The sequence below is a fragment of the Desulfatibacillum aliphaticivorans DSM 15576 genome (assembly GCF_000429905.1).
GTDB classification, from domain to species: Bacteria; Desulfobacterota; Desulfobacteria; order Desulfobacterales; family Desulfatibacillaceae; genus Desulfatibacillum; species Desulfatibacillum aliphaticivorans.
Window position 1 is genome coordinate 38,111 of sequence record NZ_AUCT01000007.1, and the last position, 26,946, is coordinate 65,056.

Genomic DNA, 26,946 nt, shown 5'->3' on the forward strand with positions numbered 1-26,946 from the left:
GGCGGACCCAAGCTCATTTCTTTAATTTTGACCAAAAAGGAAATTCGCCATGCCCAAGCCCCCGCGCACGCCGCAGGAAGTGGAAGCATTTCGGGAGAACATTCTGGCTCACGCCGTGGAGTTGATCTCCGTGAAGGGCTTTGAAGGCTTCAGCATGCGCAAGTTGTCGGCCAGGCTGGGGATTGCCGCCAAAACCATCTATAATTATTACACAAACAAAGATGAACTTTATTTGGCCATTCTCACCAAGGGATTCAACCGGCTGCATCGCCAATGCGAAAAGGCCCGGGACTCCCGCGACGAACCGTTGGACCGCATCGAGGCCATGGTTTCGGCATTCCTGGATTTTGGGTTGAACGAGTCCAATGCGTACAATCTCATGTTCACATGGCACGTGCCCAAATACAATGATTACGTAGGCAGCGACATGGAGCCGGCCGCCTTGCTTGAGTTGCAGGCCGCTTTAAAAATAGTGGATCTTTTTGCTGACGCCATTGGGGCGTGCGCATCACCCGGCTTCTTCATCCAAGAGGAAGACAGCCGAAAGGTCCTGATTTCCATATTTACGCGTTTGCATGGTTTTATAGCCAGCTATAACAATACCTTGCTTCAATATATGCATTCCAGCCCCATGGATTTGGTTCCCGATATGCGGGAGGAAATCCGGGAAGACTTTTTACGGCGTATGGAGCGGATTCAATTGCCGGAACGCAGCCTTTCCACTGCGTAGGAGACGATTTTTTATGAATGAACCTTTGATTCTGGACATCAAGGGAAATTCCCTGGACGACGGCCCGGGTATACGGTCCGTGGTGTTTTTCAAGGGATGCCCCCTATCCTGCCTGTGGTGCCACAACCCGGAAAGCAAAAGGCGGGAGCTTGAAATCTCCTACGATCCCAAAGACTGCGTGCATTGCGATACATGCATGGAAACCTGCCCGGAGAATGCTCTTTCGCCGGACAACCCATTTTTTATTGATCGAAAAAAATGCACCTTATGCATGCAATGCGTGGAAGCCTGCCCTTCCGGCGCTCTTTCCCGGGTGGGCACGGTCATGGAAATCGACGCTATTGTCCGGGACGTGGCCCGGGACAAGCCCTTTTTCAAAACCTCGGGCGGAGGCGTCACCCTGTCGGGCGGAGAACCCACTTTGTCCATGGACTTCCTGAGCCGCCTTGTCCGGGCCTTTAGGGAGCAGGAAATCCATGTTCTGGTGGAGACCTGCGGCATGTTTCGCATGGAGGATTTTCTGGAAAAAGTTTATCCCCATATCGATGCAATTTATATGGATATCAAGATCATGGACAAGGCTGCCCACCAACAGTATTGCGGGACGTCAAATGAAGTGATCCTGAAAAATTTTAAGGCATTGAACAAGCTGTACCAGGAAGGCGGCGTGGAAATATTGCCGCGTACGCCCTTGATTCCCGGCATTACGGATTCGGACGAAAACATTGGGGCCGTCATCAGCTTTTTGCAGGAATGCGGCGTGAAAAAGGCGGATTTGCTGCCCTACCACCCTTTATGGCAGGAAAAAAATTTTAAGATCGGAATCAAAGACTCCCGGGGCGACGCCCCGGCCATGCAGTCTTTTCTGGATAAAGACAGGCTCCAGGCCTGCCGGGAGGCCTTCCTGGCGGCCGGCATTCAACTGGCGTAACGCCCTATCCGGGCCGCAGCCGCCCATGGAGGAAGATAGCCATGCTGTTTCAATTCCAATCCAATGGTTCGTCAAAACCTGGGTTTTCCTTTACTAACTTGCTTATCAAGAACCTGCTCAGGCTCATGGCCTTGAATTTCAACCTGCGCCCAGGCCTGAACCAGTATCTAAAAAGCGTGGACGGCTGGATGAATTTCAGCGCCAACCTGCGCACGGAAAACAACAGCCTGAACGCCTCCATCGTTTTCAAGGACGGCAAGGCCTTTGTCCCGGCCGTCGCGCCTGATCCTTGCGACATCTCCCTGATTTTTCGGGACGACAAGACCGTGCGCAAGCTCCTGGGAAGCACGCCCACGGAGCAAATTTTCATGCTGCTGAAAAGCGAACTCCGGACCCAGGGCAACCAAACATATCTTAACTTGTTGTTTTTCTATCTTAATTTACTTTTAAAAAAGAAAGCATACAAGCTCATTGAAAAGGAAAAACAGGCCTCTGCCAAACAGGCCAAAGAGCTTGTCCCGGACTCCAAGCCGGAGTTGAGCCATGCCTTATTGGATAGAAAAAACCATCGGCTTAAAGGGCCAAAAGTGGACCCCGGCGTACGTTTTCTGGATGATCCGTACCTGTCCCAATACTCTCTGGAAGATTTTCCCAGGCTGTCCAGGTTCCTGGATATCCACTTCACCCAAAAAGGGGAAATTTGCCCGGAGCGGCCGAAAATCCTGACTGACTGGTTTAAGGAGCACGGGTTTGAAAAAGACGCCTCGGGTAAGGATTGGATACCCGAGCTTCGCCAGGGCCTGGCATTCAAACACCTCATGGAAAACCGCAAGCCCATCATCCGCAAGGACGATCTCCTGGCCGGAACCTCCACGACCAAGGAAGTCGGCGTGATCGTCTATCCCGACGCCCACGGCACCATGCTCTGGGGGGAATTATACACGGTTCCCCATCGTTCCTTAAATCCCTACGATGTTTCCGAGGATACGGTCAGGCTGCTTCATCACGAAGTATTTCCGTACTTTACTCATAGAAACTTCAAGGAATGGGTGAGGTATAATTACCAATCCCCCTTGTGCCAGGCCATAGATGAACGCTACGCAGTATATTTTGTTTGGAAACAAGCCGCTCTGTCCCATACTATCCCGGACTTCCCCAAAATCCTGTCCCTGGGCGCCTCCGGCGTTATTAATGAAATCAAAGGAAAACTGAATCAGGAAGGCTTGTCGGATCGCCAAAAGGGCCTGCTGGAAGGCATGATTCACTCCATGGAAGGCATGATCGCCTATTCCAAAAATCTTTCCGCCCAGGCGGCCGAAGAGGCTGCTCAGGAATCCGATCCCAAACGCAAGGCCGAGTTGGAAAATATCGCCCAGGCCTGCGCCCAGGTGATCGAAAATCCGGCCCGAAACCTGGACGAGGCCGTCAACGCCGTGTGGATCACCTGGGTTGGCATGCATATGGAAAACACCAACGCCGGGCTGTCCATGGGCCGTCTGGATCAATGGCTTCAGCCTTATTATGAAACGGACCTGGAAAAAATCTCCGATGAAAAGGAGCGGGAAGCCTACATCAAACACGCTATTGAGCTTGTGGGGTGCTTGTTTATGCGCTGCACCGACCATCTGCCCCTGACCCCGGACCTGGCCAACTGGTATTTTGGCGGCAGCTCCTCGGATCAGGCCATCACCCTGGGCGGCGTCACGCCCGAAGGCGAGGATGCGGTGAACGACATGACCTACATTTTCCTGAAAGTCACGGAAATGCTGGGTATTCGGGATCCCAACGTAAACGCCCGGTATAACAGGGAGAAGAACAGCGACGTCTACCTTAAGCGTTTGTGCGAGGTTAACCTCATCACGGCGGCCACACCCTCGCTGCATAGCGATCAGGCCGTGATCGAGTCCTTAAAGGAATTCGATTACGCCCAGGAGGATCTGAACAACTGGTCCGCCACCGGGTGCGTGGAGCCCACCTTATCGGGCAGGCATATCGGCCATACCAATTTTCAAATGATGAACATGGTGGCCGCGTTGGAAATGGCCCTGAACAACGGACTTCACCCGCTTATGAACTGGCGCCTGGGGCCTGAAACCGGCGAACCGGCGGAAGGCGCCTTCAAAACCTTTGACGATTTTTTCGAGGCTTTCACCAAACAGTTCGCCTTCCTGATCGATCAATCCGTGGAATACAACAACCTCATGGGGCTGGCCCACCAAGCCATCCGCCCCACCCCGTTCCTGTCCTCGCTCATTGACGACTGCATCAGCACAGCCGCGGACGTCACCCATGGGGGAGCCCGGTACAACAGCTCCGGCGCCGCCTGCATCGGCCTGGCCGACGTGACCGACTCTCTTATGGCCATCAAAAAGCTGGTGTATGATGACAAGTCCGTCAGCTTTGCGGACCTGAAAAATGCCGTGGCCGATAATTTTCAGTCAGAGCCGGCGCTTCACGCCCTGATCACCCACAAGGTTCCTTTGTTCGGGTCGGGCAGCGAGGAAGCCGTGGAAATGGCCAACCGGGTCGCCAAATTCGCTCACGATCATTACGGAACCCACACCAACTACCGGGGCGGTAAGTATACCGTGGGGTTCTGGTCCATGTCCAACCACGTGATATACGGCACACTAAGCGGCGCCCTGCCCTCGGGCAAGCTGGAAGGCAAGCCCTTCACGCCTGGACTAACGCCTCAACCCATCGCTTCGCCCAATCTTTTGGACAACATCCGGGACGTGGCAAGGCTTTCGCCCAAGTACATCACCAACAACCTCGCGTTTAACGTCAAGATCGTGCCCGGACCTAACGACACCCATGAACAAACGGTGGACAACATGTTCTCGTATGTTAAAACCTATTTCGATCTGGGCGGCATGCAAATGCAATTAAACGCCGTCACCTCGGACACTCTCAAGGACGCCATGGCCAACCCGGAGAATTACCGCAATCTTCTCGTGCGGATTTCCGGATATAACGCCTATTTCGTCACCCTGAATCGGGACATGCAACTGGAATTGATCGAACGGGCCCAATACGGGCTATAAGAAGGAATGCTGATGAAAGATCTCCATGGCAAGACAGCCTTTATCACAGGCGGCTCATCAGGAATCGGCCTGGAAACAGCCCGCCTGCTTGCCTCCAAAGGCTGCCATATCGTCCTGTTTGCGAGAAATCCCGAAAAATTGGAAAAGGCCCGCAGCCTTCTCCTGAATTACCGCAAGGCCCTGTCCCAAAAAGTGGAAATCCATACAATGGACGTGACCGACCCAAAGAACGTGGAACAGGCTGTACAAAAAGCCGTGGAAACCGCAGGACCGCCGGATGTGGTCATCGCCAACGCCGGCAAGGGATTCGGAGATCATTTTGAAAACACCCCCTTTGAGGTGTTTGACCAGGTTATGCAGACCAACGTCTACGGCGTACGCAATATGACCGCCGCAACCCTGTCCTATCTGGTGCAAAATCAAGGGCATCTGGTTATTGTAGCCTCCTTGGCAGGCATGGCGGCCTTGCCGGGCTACACTGCCTACGGAACTTCCAAATTCGCCGCCGTGGGCTTTGCAAAATGCCTCCGGCCGGAGCTAAAAACCAAGGGCGTGGGCCTGACCCTGATTTGCCCGCCGGAAGTTTACACCCCCATGGTGGAGGAGGAGTTGAAAACCCTGCCCAGGGAATACCGGGCCGTCAAGCTCATGGCCGGCATCGAGCCGTTGGAAAAAGTGGCGCGGGACATTGTCCGGGGGATCGAAAAAAATCGGTTTGTGGTCATCCCAGGCTTCATGGCCAAGATGTCCTATTACATCGTCAAGCTCTTCCCTGGTCGGACCAGTAACTGGGTTACTGATCTGATGGTCCGACAACTCGCCCAAAAAGGATGAAGACTAAAAAAACGCCTCCGGCGGCCAACTTTTTATAAAAAGTTAGCCGCCGGAGGCAAGATCTTCCTTCTTTTGTGGTTCCGCAGTTTTTCTTTTCGTTCTATCCGTTTTTTCGCCCCTATTTTTTCAGTCTCGCTTTTACTGACTCGGCGTGGGCGGTGAGGCCTTCCACCTCGGCCAGGCGAATGATGTCCTCGGCCTCCTCATCGAACGTCTCCTTGGAATAGTGCAGGAGGCTGGTTTTCTTGAGGAAGTTGTCCACGTTTAAAGCAGAGGAAAAGCGTCCTGTGCCTTGGGTGGGCAAGACGTGATTGGGTCCTGCCACGTAGTCTCCTACGGGCTCGGGAGTGTACTGGCCCAGGAACATGGCGCCTGCGTGCTTGATTTTGGGGAAGTAGGCGAAGGGGTCTTCCACCAGGAGTTCCAAGTGTTCCGGGGCGATGGCGTTGGACAGGTCCGCGGCCGCGTCCAGGTCGTCCACCACAAAGGCCACGCAGTTTTTTTGCACTGATGCTTCGGCGATTTCCCGGCGGGAGAGCTTGGCCACCCGTTCGTACAGGGCTTTTTTGGCGTTGAGGGCGATTTTTCTTTTTGTGGTCACCAGGATGGAGCTTGCCATGGGATCGTGCTCAGCCTGGGAAAGAAGGTCGGCCGCTATGCAGTCAGGGTCGGCGGTGTGATCCGCGATGACCAGGACCTCGCTGGGGCCTGCGATCATGTCGATGCCCACGGTTCCGGCCACCAGGCTCTTGGCGATGGTCACGTAAATATTGCCAGGGCCCACGATGACGTCCACAGCCTTGATGGTTTCGGTGCCGAAAGCCATGGCTGCGATGGCCCATGCGCTGCCGATTTTATAGACCTCGTCGATTCCTGTAAGATGGGCCGCCGCCAGAAGATAGGGGTGCACGGTTCCGTCCGCCCTGGGAGGGGTGACCATGATCACCCGCTCCACGCCGGCGATTTTTGCGGGAACCCCGCCCATGATGACGGAGGAAACCAAGGGCGTACTGCCGCCCTGCCCTCCCGGCACGTACACGCCCGCCGCGTCCACGGGGCGTATCATCTGGCCTAAAACCGTGCCCGGCCTGTCCGTGGTGATCCAGGACTTGGGAAGCTGCCTGCGATGAAAATCCGCCACATTGCGATGAGACCGTTCCATGGCTTTTTGAAAATCGGGATCGACCTGAGCCAGGGCGTCTTTCATTTCCTGGTCGGTCACCCGCATGGATTCCACGGTCATGCCGCCGGCGTCAAAACGGTTGGAGTAGTCCACCACCGCCTGATCGCCGTTTTTCCGCACGTCTTCCAAAATTTTGGATACGGCTTTCACGTCCTTGACCCGGAACGAGACGCCCCGGTCCACCATGGACTTAAACCGTTTTTCCGCAGCCTGGGAAGGATACTGGTAGATTTTCATATTCGTCCTCGCAAATAAAATTTGCCCCGGCGCTTATCAATGCCGGGGATGATAGCGTTCGTGAATTTCAATCAATCGCTCTCTTGCCACGTGTGTGTATATCTGGGTGGTGGAAATGTCAACGTGCCCAAGCATTTCCTGGACCACCCGAAGGTCCGCGCCGCCTTCCAGCAAATGGCTGGCGAAGGAATGCCGCAAGGTGTGGGGCGTGATATTCTTGGTTAATCCGGCCTTTAGGGCGTATTTCTTCAACAGTTTCCAGAAGGCCTGGCGGGTCATGGGCCGCCCGCCCCTGACCACGAACAAAAACTCGCCCGGTTTGCCTTTCAAGAGGATGGGCCGGTCGTGATCCATGTAGGTTTTGATCTTTTCCCTGGCCTGCCTGCCCATGGGCACGATGCGCTCTTTGGAGCCTTTCCCCATGACCCGGACGAATCCCGCATCCAGATGAATGTCCTGCACTCTCACATTGATCAGTTCGGAAACCCGCAGGCCCGAAGCGTAGGCAAGCTCCATCATGGCCCTGTCCCGCGCCCCCAGGATATCCATCTCGTTGGGCGCCTCCAGCAATTGCTCTATCTCCTCCACGGAAATCACGTCCGGCAGATGCAGCCCGGTCTTAGGCAGATCCACCAGCTTGGCTGGATTGTGTTTGATGATTTTTTCCTGCTCCAAAAAGGAAAACAAGCCCCGGATAGCCACCAGATGCCGCGCCCTTGTGCGAGCGCCCAGGCCCTGGGCGCGAAGATCGATCAAATGCTGGACGATGTCCGGGGTGTCCGCCTTGGTCAGGTCATCAATCTGCCTTTCCTGAAGAAAGTCGGTGAAAACGCCCAGGTCTTTGCCGTAGGCCTCCAGGGTGTTTTGGGCCAGGCCTTTTTCCACCAGGAGGTAGTTCATATACTGGTCGATCAGAATGTGGGATGCGGACATGGCGGCGCCTTTGCTGGTATATCTTCGGGCGGATGGACGGAGTCGTTATTTGTTTGCCCCGTCTTGTTCACAGCGCCCGTATGCATTCCCACGCGAAGCATGGGAATGAGAAATTCGGATTGGGAGGATTGTATCTTAATCTTTAAAATGTGGCAATTACAGGTTGGACTACAGGTTGGATTGTTTAGATGTTTTGAATTTTGCAGAGGGGCTGCGGCGCGGCAGCCCCTCTACTTCATTTCATTCCAAACCCGGGCCGAAAACCTTGATCATGTCGTCGTCGGTCAGGCAGCGTTCAGAATCGTCGGGCTGCATGGCGTCGCCCTCCATTTTCCGGCGGTTATAGTCCGGAGAAAGCACCTCATTATAGTATTCGTGTTGAATCATGAGATTCATGATTTCCGTGGTCCCGGTCCAGATCATGCCAAGACGGGTGTCCCGGACCGCTCGTTCTATGGGGTAGACGTCCGTGTATCCTATACCGCCCATAATCTGCATGGCGTCGTTAACCACGTCCCAGGCGGACTCGGTGGCGAAACGCTTGGCTTCGGAGACTATCCTGCGCATGTTGGGATAGTTCCCGTCCACGGCTTTGGCCGCCATGTATGTCAGGCCCCGTGCGGCGTCCAGCTTTGTGATGGACTCGGCCACTCGAAAGCTGATTCCCTGGTACTTGCGGATTTCCTTGCCGAAGGTGCGGCGTTTGTCCGAATAGCGCACGGCCAGATCCAGGGCGCCCCATACGCCCAGGCACCCGGCGGCGGAGGTGAGCCGTTCGGGGATCATCATTTGATGAAAGCATAAGGCGCCGCCGTGCAACTGGCCCACCAGGTTTTCCTTGGGGACTTTCACGTCCCGAAAAACCAGCCTGCCCGTTCCGCCGCCCCGGCATCCCATAAGGCCGAAGAGGTATTCGGTCTCCACGCCCGGCCCTTTTTCCACGATAAACAGGCTCAAACGGCTGTACTTGTGGGCCTCAGGATCGAAATTCGTCCTGGCGTAAACCAGAAAGAAATCCGCGCCGTCCGCCCCCACCACAAAGCGCTTCATGCCGTTTAACAGAAAATAGTCCCCCTTGTCGTCCGCACGGGTCATGGCGCCGAAAAAGTCCGACCCTCCCCGGGGCTCGGTCAGGGCCTCGGCGGCCACCAGCTTGCCCTCGATATAGGGCTTCAGAAATTTTTGCTTTTGCTCCTCCGTGCCGAACTTGTTCAATGCCTCTCCCACAATGGAGGGCATGACAAAGGCGCAGCCCAAAGCCATGCCCAGGCACCCGATTTCCTCGGTGGCCGCCACGTCCGCAACCCAGGACATGCCCCGCCCTCCATATTCCTTGGGGAAACGAATGCCCCGAAGCCCCCGTTCCGCCAATTTTTCCACAAACTCCCGGGGATAGACGATTTCGTCATTATCCAGCTTTCTCAGGAAATCGCCGGAGATTTCCTCGCGGACGAACTCCCTGGTTTCCTTTTTGAGTTCCTGTTCTTCGGGGGTGAGTAAGAAGTCATACATAAGCGCCTCCTTCAGCATATTAATCTTAAAGTTAACTTTAAGCATCCGGCGCGACGATATGGGCGACGCGTCAATGGCCCCATGGGGCGCCCCGGATAAAAGGACTGCTATGTAACTGGTTGGAAGATTAAAAAAGACCTGTGCGCCGGAATACCGGTTGTGAGTCCGGCGGCCTGACGACTGGAACAAGAATACTCTTTCATCGGCAAGCTATCAAGACATTTTACGGTTTGATTGCATTTTCAGAAAATCCCTCCAACCGGCAATATCAAGTTGCAATCATTCCGCCAAATTCAGTAATGATTTCAGGAGGAAGCGATACTTATCTCAGCTTTCCCCTATGAAAGTTATTCGCTTTCGCAGAGATAAATTCATGTCCCCGGAAATCTCGCCGCCATTGGGTTTAATCACCCTCTCCCCTCTGTTCGCACTTGACGGGTCTCATTTCCTTTTTGATATGGCGAGGGCTTTTTTTCTTGCCATAAGGGCTTGGGGTTTTGTTTATTTGGATAAGGAAGAAGGGGACTGTATTTTGCGGGAATCGTGAAAATGCTTTCCCGTATTTGGTTGACATTCCCTGGAAGCTGTGATTAATGGGAAGGGCTTTCTCCATCATTTGATGGAAAGGGGCTTTCAGTTGAGCAAGTGGACGATTTCATCCGGTTTGAAGGCCCTCATATTGCTCCGCAAAGCATTGGTACAAGAAGGCTTTGGCTTGTTACTAATATAAATTGACCTGGCAAACAATAAAACATGGACCGCAACATTAAAGGAGCTTAACATGGACAAGAAAGTAACCGTGATTGGCGGTGGAAACGTTGGCGCAACCGCAGCTCAACGGCTGTGTGAAAAAGAACTGGCCGACGTGGTGTTGATCGACATTATGGAAGGCATGCCCCAGGGCAAGGCGCTGGACCTGACCGAAGCGGCGCCCATCGAAAAGCACGACGCCTCCGTAACGGGCGCCAACTCCTATGAAATGTCCGCCGATTCCGACGTGGTGATCATCACCGCCGGCATTCCCAGGAAGCCGGGCATGAGCCGGGATGATCTTCTGAGCACCAATATGGGGATCATGCGCCAGGTGACCGAGCAGGTGGCCAAATACAGCCCCAACGCCAAAATCATCGTGGTGAGCAACCCTTTGGACGCCATGTGCCATGTGGCTTATGAAGCCTCCGGATTCCCCAAGGAACGCGTCATGGGTATGGCCGGCGTTTTGGACTCCGCGCGTTTTCGCGCTTTCATCGCCATGGAGCTGAACGTATCCGTGGAAAACACCCACGCATTCGTGCTGGGCGGCCACGGCGACACCATGGTTCCCCTGCCCCGGTACTCCACCGTGGCAGGCATTCCCATCACCGAGTTGATGCCCCAGGATCGCATTGAGGCCCTGTGCAAACGCACGGCCACGGGCGGCGCAGAAATCGTGTCTCTGCTCAAGACCGGGTCCGCCTACTATGCTCCTGCATCCGCAGCCGTGGAAATGGCCGAAGCCATTTTAAAGGACAAGAAAAAAATCCTGCCCTGCGCGGCCATGCTGAGCGGCCAATACGGCATCAACGACCTGTTCATCGGCGTGCCCGTCAAACTTGGCGCCGCCGGCATTGAGGAAATCGTTGAAATCAATCTTACCGAGGACGAAGACAAGGCCCTGAAGCACTCCGCTGCGGCCGTCCAGGAATTGGTGGACACCATGAAAAAGCTGTAATCTTTTTCAAACATAGTCTGTAAAATCAAAATGGGGAGGACGAGCGTCTTCCCCATTTTTTTGCGCCCATAAGACTGTCTTCTACCAAGTTGTGTTCGAACGAATAAAATTTTTCCAAGGTGAGTCCAAAATGACGCTGGATCCCGGCTTGCGGGCGAACCTGAAAAACGGATCGCCCTTGCCGGGATGACGATTTATGCCGTAGCCTATGATGGGTGGCCCAGGCACAGCAGTACCGTGCCTGGGCCACCCTGCCGTCGTCGCTTTTTGTCATTCCCGGAAACGGGGACCCAGTGTCGTTGCGGAATAGCGGCTGGAGATGGGTTGCAATTTTTAAACATCAATGAACAAATGACTCGAATGACGGCGCTTGAATATTATTTATCGGGTCGATATTACCCCTTTATCGAATCCACCAAAAGCTGAGGATTGGACCCGCCCAGGACCTGCAGCACCTTCACATCCCGCATGAGCTTTTCCAAACCCTGTTCGTGCATGTATCCGTAACCGCCATGAATTTGTATGGCGTCCACCACAACGTTAAAGGCCGCATCGGTGCAAAAGGCTTTGACGTGCGCGGCATGGACGCCGGATTTTTCGTCGAAATAGGCGTACAAAAAGGCTCTGGCCGCGTCCAGGTTCATGCGCATGGCGCCCAGCATGCGCCGGATTTCCTGGTGTTGGATGATGACCTTGCCGTATTGATACCGCTCCCTGGCGTAGGCCAGGGCTTTGTCGTAGGCCGTTCGGGCCGCGCCCAGGGCGGCTGCGGCGGTCAAAACATACAGGAGGTCAAGGGTCAGATTTTTAAGGGATTGCGACTTTTTAGGAACTTTGATCACAGTGTTGGAGGATAGTTTTACATCTTCAAAAGATATTGAATGGAAGGGGTTGATTTTCAGGCCAGGAAGCTCCAGGTCAGGCCCTAAAGATACGCCCGGCGCGTCCAGAGGTGCGATAAGGCAGAAGTCTTCCTGATTGTCGGCTTTTGCAAAAACGCACATCCAGTCAGCGTAGGAGGCGTTAGCGCTCAGGGAGGATCGGCCGTTCACAACCAGACTTTTGCTTTTTAGGGTTAGGGTCAATGCACATTCCGGATCAAAGACTATTCCTACGATTCCCCTGCCCGTCTCTTTGATTACGGACTCCCACAATTCGGTTTGCTGCTCTTCCTCCGCAAATTGCACGGGAAATAGCCCCGCAAAATGATGGAGAAATACGGAAGCCGCCCCCGGACAATGGCGGGCCAGGGCTTCCACGGCCATGGCCTGGCAAAGGGGATCGTATCCCACGCCCTGAAACTTTTCGGGGACGGGGATGAGAGGCAGGTCCAAGGATCGGCTTTTTTTCCAGAACCCCAGCAAATGCTTGGGATCGGGATGGAGGTCCCATTCCAAAGCGGGTTCGCGCAATTCCCGTCCGGCGAATTTTTCAATCTCTTTAACAACCTGCAAATATTCCTTGGGAAAATCCATTCCACATCTCCTAATTCAGGAAATCCGCTAAAGCAGCCGACCGATTTCTTCATGGAAAAGGTCAAGCAGATTGGCCTGGTTGGAGCCCTCGTAAATCTGGGTGACCTTGGCGTCCCGAAAAGATTTTTCCATGCCGAATTCCCGGGACATGCCCTCCAGCCCTACAATGTCCAGAACCCGAGAGCTTGTCTTCATGGCGAGATCGGTTCCCGCAACCTTGAGTGCCGATCCATGCCTGACGAATTCGTCCAGAACCTTGCCGGTGACGATTTTTTTCTTGAAGATGGACCCGGCCTCCGAAGCCGGGGCGCTTTTCGCCAAGGCCTGCAGGGAATCGGACAACAAGAGTTTGTCAGGCAGGCATGCGGCCCCTTTAACGGCCGGAGAATCGAACAGCTTCCATACGTGGAAGGCGTCCAGAGCCATGGCGAAGTTGTAGGCTGCAGCCCGCACCATGTGGAGATCCTTAAGCATGTCCGCCAGGGCGAACCGCACCCAGTCCTGGTCGATCAACCGGCCTTGGGGCGTTTGCTTGTCTGCGGAGTAGCGGATGCACCGCTCCAGGGCGCCGCGGGCTATGCCCATGCCGCACAAGCCCACAAAGCCTCTGGTTATGGATAGAATTTCCCGGGTGTGGTCGAAACCTTTGCCGGGCTGAGCCCAGACGTCAGCGTCGGGAACAAAAACCCGCTCGAAAAAAAGTTCGGCGGTCTGGCTGGCTTTTTGGCCGCACTTTCGCTCCACCCGGCCTACGGAAAAACCGGGCGCGCCCGTTGGTACATGAAAGGTCGCCATGGATTCCAGGGGATGTTCCGGATCCACGGGCATGTTTACAATGACGTAGTGGGCCAGGCTGCCGTTGGTGATAAAGCATTTTACCCCGCTCAGGCTGTATCCGCCCTGGACTTTTTGAGCGTGACAGGAAGGGCGCATGGCTTCCATGCCCCGGGCGTCTTCCATGTCCGTGCCGGCGCCCGGTTCGGTAATGGCCCAGGAGTAGAACAAAGGGGCGCCTGCCTGCTGGGCCTGGAGCATTTTTTTGATCATGGAAAGCACAATGCCGGTTTTGCACTCCACCATGGCGCCCAACACCCCGAACGTATTAAACAGGATATTGGCTGTACTGCCCATGCAGGCGCTGGAGAACTCTTCCACGGCGGCTGCATTGGCAAGGGCGCTCCACCCCAGGCCGCCCATTTTTTCCGGCAGGCAGGCTATGGTGAATTTTTCCCGGTTGGCGGCATGCCATAAATCCCAGTCAAAATAAGCGGGGTCCTGGCTGCATTTCTTGTCAGTTTCCAAAGAACGAGGTAAAATGTGATTTACGGCGAATTTTCGGGCGGCCGCTTGGGCATTTTCCGCGCGGGCGATGTATGCGGGATGCTTTTCACCCAGCTTGCCCAGGCCCGGAAGATTGACCATCAGGTCAATCTTCGGCGAAAACAAACCGTAAGGAGGGGGCGAAAAATTCATAATTCCTCCGTATACTATGAGGGAAAACTTTAAGGCCTTGAAGTTTTACTCGGATGATATATAGCCTTATTATGCAAGATCCGTCAACAGCTATACCCTAAAATAACAGGAGGCGAAGCCATGGGACCTAAAGTGCTGATTGCACTGGCGCTGGCCGGAGGCCTGTTTTGGGCGTCCGCCGTTTTGGCGGGCGGGAACGCCCCAGGCCCCGATTATCAAAAACTGCGTGAACAGATGGTGTATAGTCAGATTGAAAAACGGGGAGTAAAAGATGCCGGGACTCTCGCCGCCATGCGCAAGGTGGAACGGCGCCTTTTCGTCCCCGAGTCCTATCGCAGTCAGGCGTACAACGACTACCCCCTTCCCATAGGAGAAGGCCAAACCATATCCCAGCCGTACATCGTGGCGCTCATGACCCAGGTTTTGGAATTGGACGGATCGGAAAAGGTGCTGGAAATCGGGACAGGCTCGGGATATCAGGCTGCGGTTTTGGGGGAATTGGCCCGGGAAGTGTACACCATGGAAATCGTGGAGCCCCTGGGGGAACGAGCCGCGAAAATTCTGGCCCAACTGCATTACGACAATGTGAAGGTGAAAGTCGGGGACGGGTACAAAGGCTGGCCCGAACATGCTCCGTTTGATGCTATTATCGTCACTTGTGCGCCTACGGACATCCCCGCGCCTTTGGTGGAGCAACTGGCTGAAGGGGGCCGCATGGTCATCCCCGTGGGCGAGGCGGGAAACCAAAATCTGGTATTGCTGACGAAAATCAACGGCAAGGTCAAAGAAAAGAAGATCATCCCCGTGCGCTTTGTTCCCATGACCCGGGAAAACGGGAGCGTGTATTAGGTTACGCGTCCTTTTTGTTAGTAAATGGTTTTACAGCGTTTCCGTATTGCTAATGCGCCGTATGTTGAGGTATGTTCTTACTTAATTTTTAGAGAAGACCAACACTTAGAATAAGGAATTTGGGAATGAGACTGGTAAGATTTGGAGAAAAAGGCAAGGAACGCCCAGGTCTGCTCAAATACGGCCGCATTGTGGATTTGAAAAAACAGTTCCATGACGTTCCGGATATCGGACGGGAATTTTTCGAGCAAGGATGGATGGAAAAATTAAAAAACTGGACCGACGCAGGCGTGACCATGGACGTCCGGCTGGGGCCTCCCTTGGCCAATCCGTCCAAGATTATCTGTCTTGGCAAGAACTATGAGGACCACGCCAAGGAAGGCGGCATGTCCGTACCGCCCGCCCCTCTGCTCTTTTGTAAAACCGCCAATACCGTCAACGGCCCCTCGGACCCGGTGCTGATCCCTGCTTGTTCCGGCCAAATCGATTGGGAAGTGGAACTGGCCGTGGTAATCGGCAAACAGGGTAAGCGAATATCCAAGGAAAAGGCATTGGATCACGTCGCCGGCCTTATGATTTTAAACGACGTGTCCGGCCGGGAGGCCCAGTTTGGAGACAAGCAGTGGTTTCGCGGCAAGTCCTTCGACACATTCGCTCCCATGGGCCCCGCCATCGTGACTCTGGACGAAATTGAGGACATCAACAATCTGGAGCTGGAAGCCATCGTGAACGGGGAAGTCATGCAGCAGGGCAATACCAAGGACCTGATTTACGACATCCCTTCCATCATAGAATACATCAGCCAGGACATCACCCTGCTTCCCGGAGACGTCATCTCCACGGGCACTCCATCCGGGGTGGGCATATTCCGCGATCCTCCCATTACTCTTAAGGCGGGAGATAAGGTTGTGTGCCGCATCAAGGGCCTGGGAGAGTTGGAAAACACCTTTGTGACCGAATAAGTAACTCTATTTGCAAAGGTTCCGATTAAGCCGGGGGCCGGTCGCAAAAAGCGGCGGCCCCCGATTGATTGAGACGGAGGAATTTTTTCGCATTGTGTTGCAATACGCCCCGTTAACGGGATTTATTTTTCGTTGCTTAAAAAAGATACCCGCCCCTGTTTCTAATAATCCGTTTCAAATTTCAAAAGCGTATAAATTGTTATTTTAAAAACTTACCCTTGACCGGCCTTTAACGGCCGACGTATAACTCGCCTGCGGGATCATGATTTCCCGTTATGGCACGCTCTCTGCTATTTTAACCATTGGTTGACTGGTTGGATATTTCTGGTAATGTCCGCCCATCGAGTAAAGCGTATAGCGCCAATTGGTTATCATGAGCAAGGATTACCGCGGAAGCCGAACCAATGTGATGAACGGTTCGCTTTTCCCCGGAAATATAATTGTTGCACCCCGGGCATGTGGTTCAAAACGTCAACTTGCTGGATTCCCGGGAAAGTATGTTGAGGGAGTAGGATTATGAGCGGCATGTCACAAGCAAATTTAATGGGTCAGATTTTGAAGGAAACGGCCGAGGCGGCTCCGGACGCTCCGGCTTACTATTTTTACGGCAGGGAAATCAGTTTTAAGGAAATGGACGACTTGTCGGACAAGTTGGCCTACGGGTTTTTAAAAGAGGGGATTTTAAGGGGCGACAGGATTGGAATCATCGCCCTGAATCAGCCGGAATGGCTGGCGGTGTATTTTGCAGCAGCGAAAATCGGCGCGTCTGTGGTGGGTTTAAGCCCCAGGCATCCTGCTCCGGAATTGCTCAAGCTGGTGCAAAGGAGCCGGCCCCGCGCCATTGTCAGCCTGAAAAACGTGGGCGACACGGACTATGTGGAATTGCTCGAACAGAACAAAGACAAGGTGAAAGGCCTGGAGTTCTGCTATTTTATCGGCGGTGAAGGCGCCAACGGCTGCAAGAGTCTGGAATCCCTCATGGAGGAGGAGCCGGATCAGGAGCTTTTGACGGCGGCCTACGCCCAAGTGGAGCCGGAAGACGAAATCATGTTCGCCTTCACCTCCGGAACCACGGGCCAGCCCAAAGCGGCGGCCATCACCCATAAAAGCCAGATAGCGTCGGCAAGGGCGCAGACCAAGCATGTCAGGGTGACTTCCAAAGACGTCCTCATGCTTACCCAGCCCCTCTCCCATGTGGGCGGCATCACCATCGGCATGGCCTCCATGCTTCTGGCCGGCGGCCCCACGATTCTCATTCCGGTGTTTCTGCCGGAGGAGGTTTTGAACCAGGCCGCGGAATACCATCCCACCATCATCGGCGGATTTCCCACCACCCACCACATGCTCATGGCCCATGAAGGCTTTGACAAAATGGACGTCTCCAATATCCGGGTGGTAATCACCGGCGGATCCAATGCCGAGCCCGACCTGGTGGAGCGCCTGCATCAAGCCTACCCCGAATCCACCATCATGAATCTCTACGGGCTCAGCGAATCTTCCGGCGGGGCTCTCATGACCCCATGGAACTGCCATTACACCATGGTGGGGCGCACAGTCGGCAAGCCTTTCCCGGGATTTGACGTTAAAATTGTGGGCATGGACGGCCGGGAGCTTCCGGTCAACGAAACCGGCGAAGTGTGGCTTAAGGGGGACTGCGTGGTCACCGGCTACTTTGACATGCCGGAGGAAACCGCCAAGACCTTTGACCAGACCGGATGGCTGCGTACGGGCGACATGGCCTATAAGGACGAGGAAGGCTTTATCATTCTCATGGGGCGCCGCACGGAAATGTACATCCAGGAAGGATTGAATGTATTCCCCGTGGAGGTGGAGGACATTCTTTCCACCCATCCTGCGGTGGACATGGTGGCCGGCATCGGCATTCCCGATCCCGTTTACGGAGAGGTTGGAAGATACTACGTGGTTCCCAGTCCGGGTTCCGAGACCAACGAGGATGAACTCAGGTCATTCTGCATCCAGAGCCTTGCGGATTATAAGGTGCCCAAGCAGATTGTTTTCCGGCAGGATCTTCCCATGACCGCCTTGGGCAAGATTAAAAAGTCGGACTTACGCAGAGAGTTTGAAAATACGGGCAAATAGCCCGCTTGCTGAATTTATACAAACAAAACCGTTCTCCGGCGCCGTTTGACGGCCCTGAGAACGGTTTTTATTTTTGGGATTTGAATTATTTTTTATTGATGATGGAAAGAATGTCTTCGATCTTGTGCGCGTAATAAGCTGCAATGCCGCTCCGCTGAAGCTCCAGCATGTCCTCCATCTTTTCCTCGGTTACGGCGTAATCGTACTCCTCGGAAACGATCTGATCCGTGGCGATGAGGCTCTCCCGGGTGTGGGCCGGCAGAAGCCACCAGGCCAAACGGTTGCGGAACCTGGCGGTAAGCCGCGTCCGGGTGTACTTGATGTCCAGAAAATAGGCGTTGTTCTCCCGCGGGTCCACCTCCACCGATACTTTCGGCGAAGCCACTCCGGCTAACTCCACGTAGGCCTCGGCCATTCCAATCCACGACAGGATCATGAAATAGGTGATGATCGCCTCAGGCTTATGGGTTTTGCGAATGCGCAGCCATCCCGGCTTGTTGATCAGAATCTCCACCTTTTTAATGCGTGTGTACTTCTCGTGGATTTCCGGCGCCCGGCCCAATACAGGCCCCACGCCCAAAAAAGGCACGAGCAGGGAATTTTTAACAAAAGCGCCGCAGTTGGGCGACCACCTGCCCACTTTGTAGCCAAGCATAGGGTCGTCAATCAGAGCTTCCAGACTGGATGTGATGTCCGCAACCAGCCGGTTGGAAATCCAGAGCCTGGGATTGGTGAGGTGGCGTAAGCAAACCTGTTCAGGAATCTTTCCTGGCGCCGGCCGAATAAAGTACTCATTGTGCTCGGAGATGCGCGATACAAGCAAGTCCAGATCAATCTCCGGGTGAACGTTAGCAACGTAATTCAGAATGATGCTGGTGTACGACGTGGACACTTCTCGTGGTTCCGGCCGAGTCATAATTGACCGGGAACCGGGCTGGAACTGGTAGAACATAACTCCCTCGTTTACCAAAACAGACTGAAAAAGGAAGGGCTTGCAATGGGCGGTTAATGCTTCCCCTTGCCTCCGCAACAATTGCAAAACCTAGCACATCAATGCCGCCGCTTTATAACATGGGGGCCTGGCAGGCGCTTTTTCAAAGAATACGCTTATGCAGCTTGATCCTCTCAACCGAACTCTCCCTGAAACAGATTAAGGTTGAATGCGAGTTAATAATATTGACCGACTTTAGGTCTCACAATCGGAAAAATAAAAGTTTTAACGAATAATGAAATTCTGTGCATTTTTGATGATATAAAAAAACACAACGATACTTGACTCTAATCTGCACAATAGCCATTCCTCTGACTTAGTTAGTATGCGTCGCTTTTGGTGCGGATTTTAGCGTCCGATGTACGTGATTACCTACAGTTTCAATGAAATTACTTTCAAAATGTCTAATCCCCTTTCATAAACTTTGCCTTTACGGACGCCTGCCGTTGATATATATTGTTCAAGTAAACGGCGAAGGGCAGCTTCTTTTCCGCCTTTTAAGACACCCGGCAAGCATTACGGATGGAAAAATTTGCTTTTTCGATTTTTGTATCGTAATATTTAGCATCCGTAGAAATATCGCACCGCTTCCAAACACAACAGGGGGGATCAGGCCATGCAGGCAACCAGGGAAGACGCGAATAAAACCCGGTACGTAGCGGGGCAAAAGCAAGGACATTACGAAAGCTATTTTTTAAGGGCCAACCATCCTGCAAAGCCGCAGGCGTTTTGGATCCGGTACACCATCTTTTCGCCCAATGACGAACCGGACAAGGCCATCGGCGAAGTATGGGCCATGGTCTTTGACAAGGAAACCGGCAAGCATACGGCCGCCAAGAACGAGGTTCCCATTACCCAAACGTCTTTTTCCAAAAGCGGGCTGCAATCCAAAATCGGGGATTGCACCCTGGATGGCGGGGCGCTTAAGGGCAGCGCCAAGACAGGCGGCAATGAAATTTCCTGGGACTTGGTCTATACAGGATACGCCCCTCCCCTGCTTCTGCTGGCGGAGAAATTATACGAGGCCGGGCTTCCCAAGGCCAAAGCCTGCGTGCCCCTGCCTTTTGCCTCCTTTTCCGGAGCAATCACGGTGAACGATCAGGAATGGAAGTTGGAGGAGTGGATCGGAAGCCAGAATCATAACTGGGGGACCAAACATACCGATCTTTACGCCTGGGGACAGGTGGCGGGGTTTGATAACAGCCCGGACAGCTTTTTGGAGCTTGCCACAGCCCGGTTGAAGTTCGGGCCTGTCTGGACGCCGTACATGACAGTGGTGGTGCTTCGCCACAAAGGCAAAGAGTACGCTTTGAACACCATTCCCCAAAGCCTGAAGGCGCAGGGAAAATTTGACTATTTCACCTGGAATTTCAATTCCAAGAGCAAGGATTTCTCCATCAAGGGCCGTGTGGAGGCCCAGGTTGAGGATTTTGTGGGACTCACCTATTACAATCCTCCCGGCGGAGTGAAGCATTGCCTTAATTCAAAAATCGCCCGATGCGAAATCGATCTCATAGACAACTACGGCGAGACGGCCCATTTGTACACCAATAACCGGGCGGCCTTTGAAATCCTGACTGATAAAAGAGACCACGGGGTGAAAATTATGGTATAAGGGCGGCGATTAAAACCGCCAGCCGAAGGAGCCACCCTGTGCCCATGTGGATTCTCGCCCCCCTGGCCTTGCTTGGGGGGCTTTTTTTGATCAAATTCGTCTATGTGGTTTGCACCGCCATGGTCTTGCCCAAAACCCGGGGCGCCTTGTTTGTGGCAACGCCCCAAGCCAGGGTGAACGCCTTTCTGGAATCCATGCCCATGGAGGAAAACGCCTTGTTTATAGACTTGGGATGCGGGGACGGCCGGGTGATTTCCGGCGCGGTGAAAAAATACGGAGTCCGGGCCGTGGGCTATGACCTAAATCCCTTGGCGCTCCTCACTGCTAAAGCTCGCAATCTTTTTCTATCCAAAGCAAAAATCAAGGCGCGGGACTTCTTCCGGGCCGACCTTTCCCAAGCGGATTACGTTTTTTGCTACCTCTTTCCCGACGTCATGCACGACCTCTCCCAAAAACTAAAGCAAGAACTCAAACCCGGCGCCAAGGCGGCCTCCGCCAATTTCCCCCTGCCCGGCTGGAGCCCTTACTCCGTAATCAAGCCCAAGGGCGCCTTGAACCACGATCCCATATATTTGTATGAGGTGGAAGAATAGATTTTTCCCGTGTGTGTAAAAAATCCCCTGGACAAAAAAGGCCAAAGCCATGATGATATAAGGGTTTAATCAACCTTTCATCAAACGGCTTTTCGCCCAAAAACAACGGAGAGAAAACCCATGAAATTTAAGGACATCCTTTTCGAAACCCAAGGACGGGTCGCAATCCTGACCCTGAACATGCCGGAGACCAGAAACGTCATCACCAACGCAAACACCATCCAGGAGATCGAAGAGGTCTGCCGGATGATCAATAACGATATTGACGTGCGGGTACTGATTATCACCGGTGCGGACCCGGCCTTTTCCGCTGGCGGCAACGTGAAGGAAATGGCCAAAAAAGAAGGGATGTTCGCCGGCAGCCCGTCCAAGCTCATGGAAGGATACAGAAAGAACGTCCAGCGCATTCCCATGGCCATACACGGCTTGGAAGTCCCGACCATTGCGGCGGTGAACGGGCCGGCCATCGGCGCCGGCTGCGACCTGGCCCTCATGTGCGACATGCGGGTGGCTTCCACCAAGGCCAAATTCGGCGAAACCTTTCTGAACGTAGGCATTATTCCGGGCGACGGCGGAGCTTATTTTCTGCCTCGCGCCGTGGGCATGGCAAAGGCCTGCGAAATCACCTTTACCGGCGATATCATTGACGGTCAAAGCGCTATGGATATAGGCATGGTCAATTATGTGGTGGAGCATGATCAGCTTATGGAAAGAGCCAGGGAATTGGCGGACAAAATTGCATGCAAGCCGCCTGAAGCCTTGCGTATGGCCAAACGGCTTCTTTACATGGGGCAGTATCTCACCCTGCCCCATCTTCTGGAGCAGTCCGCCGCCTTTCAGGCCTTATGCCACAACACCAACGACCACATGGAAGCCTTGAACGCCATGTTTGAAAAAAGGAAGCCGGATTTTAAAGGGGAATAAAAAATGAAATAACAAAGGCGGGAGGCGCATTGATGAATGCGCCGTCCCGCCTTTGTTGCGTATTCTCTTGAAAATTTATCCCGCTTCAAAAAAGGCTGCATAGGCTTTGAAAGCCATGTACATATCCGCCTTGGAGCCGATTTCAAAAGGCGAATGCATGCCCAGGATGGGCGGGCCGCAGTCCACCACGTCCATCCCGTGGGCGGCCAGGAACTTGGCGATGGTTCCGCCGCCGCCTTCGTCCACTTTTCCCAACTGGCCGATTTGCCAAATGATTTTGTTATCTTCAAAAACCTTGCGGACATATCCTAAATGTTCGGCATGGGCGTCGGAAGCGCCGGATTTGCCGCCCGAGCCCGTATATTTGGTCATGCAGATGCCGTAGCCCAGCCTGGCGGCGTTATTTTTTTCGTGCACGGACTGGTAGTCGGGATCCAGAGCCGGGGCTACGTCGCCGGACAGGGCTTTTGAGTTCATGAACGCCGAGCCGATATTTCGGGCGGAAGCGCCCTCCCCTGTCAGCTCCAGCAGGTCTGCAATAAAGGTTTCCAGGAGTTTGGATTTTGCGCCCGTATTGCCTTCGCTGCCGATTTCCTCTTTATCCACCAAAAAGGCCAAGCCCGTGAATTCCGGCTTTTTCCGCAGCTTCATCAAAGCCTGAATGGCGCAGTAGGAGCAGGACCGGTCGTCCTGGCCGTAAGCGCCGATAAGGCTTCTGTCCAAGCCCACGTCCTTGGCTTTGCCGGCTGGCACGGCTTCAATCTCAGCGGTGAGGAAATCCTCTTCCACCAGACCGTATTTTTCGTGCAGCAGGTTCATGGCCATGAGTTTGAACCGATCCGTGGTTTTTTCCGGCCCCAAAGGCAGGCTGCCCAGAAGGATGTTCATCTTTTCCGCCTCAAAGGCCGTGGCCAGGCTTTTGCCTGCCTGGAGCTTGCGCGCCAGGTGAGGCAGCAGGTCCAGGACCGTAAACACCGGATCATTGGGATCTTCGCCAAGGCTAATGTCGATGCTTTCCCCCTTGCCGTTCACGGCCACGCCATGGAGCGCCAAAGGGCGAGCGAACCATTGATGCTTGCGGATTCCTCCGTAATAATGGGTCTTGAAAAAGGCCATATCAACCTCTTCGTACAAGGGATTGGCTTTCATGTCCAGGCGCGGGGAGTCTATATGGGACGCCACAATATGCAGTCCGTCGGCAACCGGCCTGTTTCCCAGGCGGGCCAGGATGATGCATTTGTTCTTCCAGACCTTATAGACAAGATCGTTGGCTCCGGCTTCCTCCACGGGGGCGAATCCGGCGGATAGGGCCAGCTTTTCCGCTTCGGCCACGGCCCTGCGTTCGGTCTTGGCGTTATCCAGGAAGGTTTTGTATCCTTCCGCGAACTTCATGGCTTTGCCCTGCTCGGTTTTGCTCAATGCGTCCCAAACCAGCTTGGGCTTGCGCATGAGTTTTTTGGACAAATCCTGGGCTTGTTTTTTCGTTATACTTTCGGCCATCAAGTCTCCTGTAGCACTTTAGGAATTAATGGTTAATTATTTGTTTATTTTGCAAAATATAGTGTTTCAAATTCCTTGACCAAACTCCGCAGAACCACAACGTTCTGCAAATCCGTGGTCTGCTTGCATTTCATGGCGTATACCAGCATACGGTGCAGCACGCCAATTTTCTTATCGTAATCAGGGGCGTCCAGCTTGATCCGCTGCGTCATGAAATACTGGGTCACGATCTCCTGGAATTGGTTGGCGTGATCCTCCTTGTTGGTAATCCACCTTACCAACTGGTTGTAGTGGGGATGATCCGCCCTTTCCAATTCTATGATCGACTTCATGGATTTTTCAATGGTGGCGATATGCTCGTTCAGCATAGCGATCCGCATGGGATCGTCGTATATGCCGCAGGGGATTTCGCAATGGGCCATGGCATTGGCCGTAAAAAGCCCCAAAACCAACAATACCGTCAACAAACCGGTGCGCGCTTTTTTCATGGGAACCTCCTTATTTGCTTTCCACAATCAGGGTTACAGGGCCCTGGTTAACCAGGGACACGTCCATCATCGCTCCAAATTTTCCGGTGGCTGTTTTGATTCCCAGCAAATCCACCACGTTCACAAACTCTTCGTAGAGCTTTTCGGCCAACTCGGGGGGCGCAGCGCCTACAAAAGAAGGCCTGCGCCCCTTGCGGCAATCGCCGTACAAGGTGAACTGGGAAACCACCAGCATCTCGCCCCCCACTTCGTCCAGGGAGAGATTCATCTTGCCGTTGTCGTCTTCAAATATTCTAAGACCGACTATCTTTTTGGCAAGGTATTCCACTTCTTTGGAAGTATCTTCCGGGGCTACGCCCAAAAGCACTAAAAGGCCCTTGTTAATAGCGCCCACAGACTTGCCGTTCACTTTCACCCTGGCTGACTTTACCCGCTGCACCACTGCCCGCATGTGATTCGCTCCTTAAACGATTATTATAGCTGTTGGGTTTCATATGCTCAACCCAACCTGCGATTTTTTATATAATCAGCAGGTTGGGTTGAGATATTTGCGCTTTTTGGCGGGGGTGGAAGGGCGCTGCTTTTACTTGCCCAGCTTGCCCAGTTTGGCGAAGGGATTGTTGAAAGGCGCATCTTCCTTTTTCTGCTTGGGAGGACGTCCGCCGCCTCCTCCGCCTTTGGGGCCGCGCTGGAGATCTCGTTCATCGATCTTCTTTTTCATGGAAAGGGAAATGCGTTTGCGCGGCAAGTCCACTTCCAGCACCCGCACCTTAACCCGCTGCTGCACCTTTACCACGTCAGCCGGGTTCTTGACAAAGCCGTCGGAAAGCTGGCTGATGTGAACCAGGCCGTCCTGATGCACGCCTACGTCCACGAAGGCGCCGAAATTGGTCACGTTGGTGACGATTCCGGGAAGCTCCATGCCCGGCTCCAGGTCTTTCATTTCGGTCACATCCTTAGAAAAGGAGAATGCTTCCAGGGCCTTGCGGGGGTCCCTGCCCGGCTTGGCCAGTTCGGCCATGATGTCCGTGAGGGTGGGCAGGCCCAGTTTGTCGGTGACGTATTTGTTCAGGTCGATTTGCTTGCGGAGGCTTTCCTCGCTCATGAGATGGGGGATTTCGCAGCCTGCGTCCTTGGCCATGGCCTCCACCACGTGATAGCTTTCCGGATGCACGGCGCTGCCGTCCAGGGGGTTCTCCGCATCGGGAATTCTTAAAAATCCCGCGGCCTGTTCGTATGCCTTGGGTCCCAGGCGGGGGATTTTCTTCAAGGCCGCACGGGAGCGGAACGGGCCGTTTTCGGTCCTGAAATCCACAATCCGCTGAGCCAGGCGTGCGCCCAGGCCGGACACATAACTTAAAAGCTGGGGGCTGGCCGTGTTCAAGTCCACGCCCACGTTGTTCACGCAACTGATAACCACATCGTCCAAAGCGCCTTTAAGCATGGTCTGGTCCACGTCATGCTGATACTGGCCCACGCCGATGGATTTGGGATCAATCTTCACCAACTCGGCCAGGGGATCCATGAGCCTGCGGCCTATGGACACGGCGCCGCGCACGGTCACGTCGTGATCCGGGAATTCCTTGCGGGCCACGTCAGACGCGGAATAGATGGAAGCCCCGCTTTCGTCCACGGAAAGCACCATGACTTCCGGGGGCAGGTTCAAACGGCGGACAAAGGCCTCGGTTTCACGGCCTGCGGTTCCGTTACCGATGGCTACGGCCTCGATCTGATGCTGCCGCACCAGATTCTTGACGGTTTCCTCCGCTTCCAGAACCTGGCGGTCCGAGGAATGGGGAAACACGGCGGTGTAATGCAGCAGGGTTCCCTGGCGGTCCAAGACCACCACCTTGCACCCGGTGCGGTATCCGGGGTCGATGGCAAGCACTCTTTTTCGGCCCAAAGGAGAGGCCAAAAGCAGATGCCGGAGGTTGTCGGCGAAGACCTTGACCGCCTCTTCGTCGGCTTTTTCCTTGGAGGCCAGGCGCACTTCGGTTTCCATGGCCCGGAACAAAAGGCGCTTGTAACCGTCCGAAATGGCCAGCTTGACTTCCTGGGAGGCCGGGCTGTCGCCCTTGAGATAATGCTGGTGTATGATTTCCAGGGCCTGGTCGTCGTCCACAACCATTTCCAGGTTCAGGATATCTTCGTTTTCGCCGCGGCGCATGGCCAGAATTCTATGGGACGGCGCTTTGGAGATGGGCTCTTCCCATTCAAAATAATCCTTGAACTTGGCGCCCTCCTCCTCTTTGCCTTCGACCACCGTGCTGCGGTACATGGCGGTCTTAAAAAAGAAATCGCGCATATCAGCCCTTACCTGGGCGTCCTCGCTGATGATTTCGGCGATGATGTCCCGGGCGCCGGCAACGGCGTCTTCCGCGTTTTCCACGCCTTTTTCCGGATCCACGTGGTTGGCGGCCAAAGCCAGGGGATCGATGGACTCGTCCTGCTCCAATAGCACCATGGCCAAAGGCTCCAAGCCTTTTTCACGGGCGATGGTGGCTTTTGTCCTGCGCTTGGGCTTGTAAGGCAGGTAAATGTCCTCCAACTCGGACATGGACTGGGCGGCCATGACCTGCCCCTGGAGTTCGTCGGTCAGGTGGCCGTTTTTCTCCAAGGAACGCAGGATGGTTTCCCGGCGATCGTCAATGGCCGACAGTTGGGCGAGCCTGTCCCTGATGGAGGTGATTTGCACCTCATCCAAGCTGCCTGTGGCCTCCTTGCGGTATCGTGAGATAAAGGGAACAGTGGCGCCTTCCGCCAGCAGCAGGGCCGTGGCTTCCACCGACTTGGCGGGTATGGAAAGTTCTGTAGAAACGATGACTACATGCTCTGGGTTCATTCAAAATCCTTTCCAATAA

21 protein-coding genes are annotated in these 26,946 nt (G+C 54.1%); 11 read left to right on the plus strand and 10 right to left on the minus strand.

Going from position 1 to position 26,946, the window contains the following annotated elements; translation table 11 throughout:
- The first annotated feature begins 49 nt into the window (after nt 1-49).
- The 4 genes from G491_RS33530 to G491_RS0107670 are packed head-to-tail and all read left to right on the plus strand — an operon-like array spanning nt 50 to nt 5,539.
- Nucleotides 50-730 (plus strand): TetR/AcrR family transcriptional regulator, encoded by a 681-nt coding sequence (locus tag G491_RS33530; protein WP_051327108.1) that lies wholly within the window; start codon nt 50-52, stop codon nt 728-730.
- Nucleotides 731-743: 13 nt separating this feature from the next.
- Nucleotides 744-1,661 (plus strand): glycyl-radical enzyme activating protein, encoded by a 918-nt coding sequence (locus G491_RS0107660; protein WP_028314170.1) that lies wholly within the window; start codon nt 744-746, stop codon nt 1,659-1,661.
- Nucleotides 1,662-1,702: 41 nt separating this feature from the next.
- Complete coding sequence (locus G491_RS0107665; RefSeq protein ID WP_028314171.1) at nt 1,703-4,705, plus strand: pyruvate formate lyase family protein; 3,003 nt, start codon at nt 1,703-1,705, stop codon at nt 4,703-4,705.
- A gap of 12 nt (nt 4,706-4,717) precedes the next feature.
- Complete coding sequence (locus G491_RS0107670) at nt 4,718-5,539, plus strand: SDR family NAD(P)-dependent oxidoreductase (protein WP_035218161.1); 822 nt, start codon at nt 4,718-4,720, stop codon at nt 5,537-5,539.
- Between the two features lie 118 nt (nt 5,540-5,657).
- Here the strand turns inward: G491_RS0107670 and hisD are convergent, their stop codons facing one another.
- The 3 genes from hisD to G491_RS0107685 all read right to left on the minus strand — a co-directional run bounded on the left by hisD (nt 5,658) and on the right by G491_RS0107685 (nt 9,404).
- Nucleotides 5,658-6,959, minus strand: a complete 1,302-nt coding sequence (gene hisD, locus G491_RS0107675; RefSeq protein WP_028314173.1) for a histidinol dehydrogenase — start codon at nt 6,957-6,959, stop codon at nt 5,658-5,660.
- A 36-nt stretch (nt 6,960-6,995) separates the two neighbouring features.
- A complete protein-coding gene (gene xerD / locus G491_RS0107680) occupies nt 6,996-7,892 on the minus strand; it encodes a site-specific tyrosine recombinase XerD (RefSeq protein ID WP_028314174.1) in 897 nt (298 codons plus the stop codon).
- A gap of 240 nt (nt 7,893-8,132) precedes the next feature.
- On the minus strand, nt 8,133-9,404 hold the full coding sequence (locus G491_RS0107685) for an acyl-CoA dehydrogenase family protein (RefSeq protein ID WP_028314175.1): 1,272 nt from the start codon (nt 9,402-9,404) through the stop codon (nt 8,133-8,135).
- Nucleotides 9,405-10,185: 781 nt separating this feature from the next.
- Here G491_RS0107685 and mdh point away from each other — a divergent pair.
- Entirely contained in the window at nt 10,186-11,115 is a 930-nt protein-coding gene (mdh, locus tag G491_RS0107695) for a malate dehydrogenase (protein WP_028314177.1), read from the plus strand.
- A gap of 395 nt (nt 11,116-11,510) precedes the next feature.
- On the opposite strand, the gene G491_RS0107700 is transcribed toward mdh, so the two are convergent.
- Nucleotides 11,511-12,590, minus strand: coding sequence for an acyl-CoA dehydrogenase family protein (locus G491_RS0107700; RefSeq protein ID WP_028314178.1), 1,080 nt, complete (start codon nt 12,588-12,590; stop codon nt 11,511-11,513).
- A 27-nt stretch (nt 12,591-12,617) separates the two neighbouring features.
- A complete protein-coding gene (locus tag G491_RS0107705; RefSeq protein WP_028314179.1) occupies nt 12,618-14,063 on the minus strand; it encodes an acyl-CoA dehydrogenase family protein in 1,446 nt (481 codons plus the stop codon).
- Nucleotides 14,064-14,183: 120 nt separating this feature from the next.
- Between G491_RS0107705 and G491_RS0107710 the strand changes: the two genes are divergently transcribed.
- The 3 genes from G491_RS0107710 to G491_RS0107720 all read left to right on the plus strand — a co-directional run bounded on the left by G491_RS0107710 (nt 14,184) and on the right by G491_RS0107720 (nt 17,974).
- Nucleotides 14,184-14,912, plus strand: a complete 729-nt coding sequence (locus G491_RS0107710; protein ID WP_028314180.1) for a protein-L-isoaspartate(D-aspartate) O-methyltransferase — start codon at nt 14,184-14,186, stop codon at nt 14,910-14,912.
- Nucleotides 14,913-15,037: 125 nt separating this feature from the next.
- Nucleotides 15,038-15,874 carry a fumarylacetoacetate hydrolase family protein gene (locus G491_RS0107715; RefSeq protein ID WP_028314181.1) on the plus strand — a complete coding sequence of 279 codons (837 nt, stop codon included), beginning with the start codon at nt 15,038-15,040 and terminating at the stop codon, nt 15,872-15,874.
- Nucleotides 15,875-16,399: 525 nt separating this feature from the next.
- Nucleotides 16,400-17,974, plus strand: coding sequence for a class I adenylate-forming enzyme family protein (locus tag G491_RS0107720; RefSeq protein WP_169829405.1), 1,575 nt, complete (start codon nt 16,400-16,402; stop codon nt 17,972-17,974).
- Between the two features lie 85 nt (nt 17,975-18,059).
- Here the strand turns inward: G491_RS0107720 and G491_RS0107725 are convergent, their stop codons facing one another.
- The gene (locus G491_RS0107725) at nt 18,060-18,866 is read right to left on the minus strand and encodes a hypothetical protein (protein WP_028314183.1); all 807 of its coding nucleotides are present in this window, start codon (nt 18,864-18,866) and stop codon (nt 18,060-18,062) included.
- Nucleotides 18,867-19,581: 715 nt separating this feature from the next.
- On the opposite strand from G491_RS0107725, the gene G491_RS0107730 reads away from it, so the two are divergent.
- The 3 genes from G491_RS0107730 (at nt 19,582) to G491_RS0107740 (ending at nt 22,097) form a co-directional block, all read left to right on the plus strand.
- Nucleotides 19,582-20,580, plus strand: coding sequence for a hypothetical protein (locus G491_RS0107730; RefSeq protein ID WP_028314184.1), 999 nt, complete (start codon nt 19,582-19,584; stop codon nt 20,578-20,580).
- Between the two features lie 44 nt (nt 20,581-20,624).
- A complete protein-coding gene (locus G491_RS33535) occupies nt 20,625-21,173 on the plus strand; it encodes a class I SAM-dependent methyltransferase (RefSeq protein ID WP_051327109.1) in 549 nt (182 codons plus the stop codon).
- Nucleotides 21,174-21,293: 120 nt separating this feature from the next.
- Nucleotides 21,294-22,097, plus strand: a complete 804-nt coding sequence (locus G491_RS0107740; protein ID WP_028314185.1) for a crotonase/enoyl-CoA hydratase family protein — start codon at nt 21,294-21,296, stop codon at nt 22,095-22,097.
- Between the two features lie 75 nt (nt 22,098-22,172).
- On the opposite strand, the gene G491_RS0107745 is transcribed toward G491_RS0107740, so the two are convergent.
- From G491_RS0107745 to G491_RS0107760, 4 genes are all read right to left on the minus strand, one after another.
- Complete coding sequence (locus G491_RS0107745; protein WP_028314186.1) at nt 22,173-23,597, minus strand: aminopeptidase; 1,425 nt, start codon at nt 23,595-23,597, stop codon at nt 22,173-22,175.
- Between the two features lie 44 nt (nt 23,598-23,641).
- Entirely contained in the window at nt 23,642-24,085 is a 444-nt protein-coding gene (locus G491_RS0107750) for a superoxide dismutase [Ni] (protein WP_028314187.1), read from the minus strand.
- 10 nt (nt 24,086-24,095) lie between these two features.
- The gene (dtd, locus tag G491_RS0107755) at nt 24,096-24,536 is read right to left on the minus strand and encodes a D-aminoacyl-tRNA deacylase (protein ID WP_028314188.1); all 441 of its coding nucleotides are present in this window, start codon (nt 24,534-24,536) and stop codon (nt 24,096-24,098) included.
- Nucleotides 24,537-24,668: 132 nt separating this feature from the next.
- Nucleotides 24,669-26,927, minus strand: a complete 2,259-nt coding sequence (locus G491_RS0107760) for a Tex family protein (RefSeq protein ID WP_028314189.1) — start codon at nt 26,925-26,927, stop codon at nt 24,669-24,671.
- Nucleotides 26,928-26,946 lie beyond the last annotated feature (19 nt).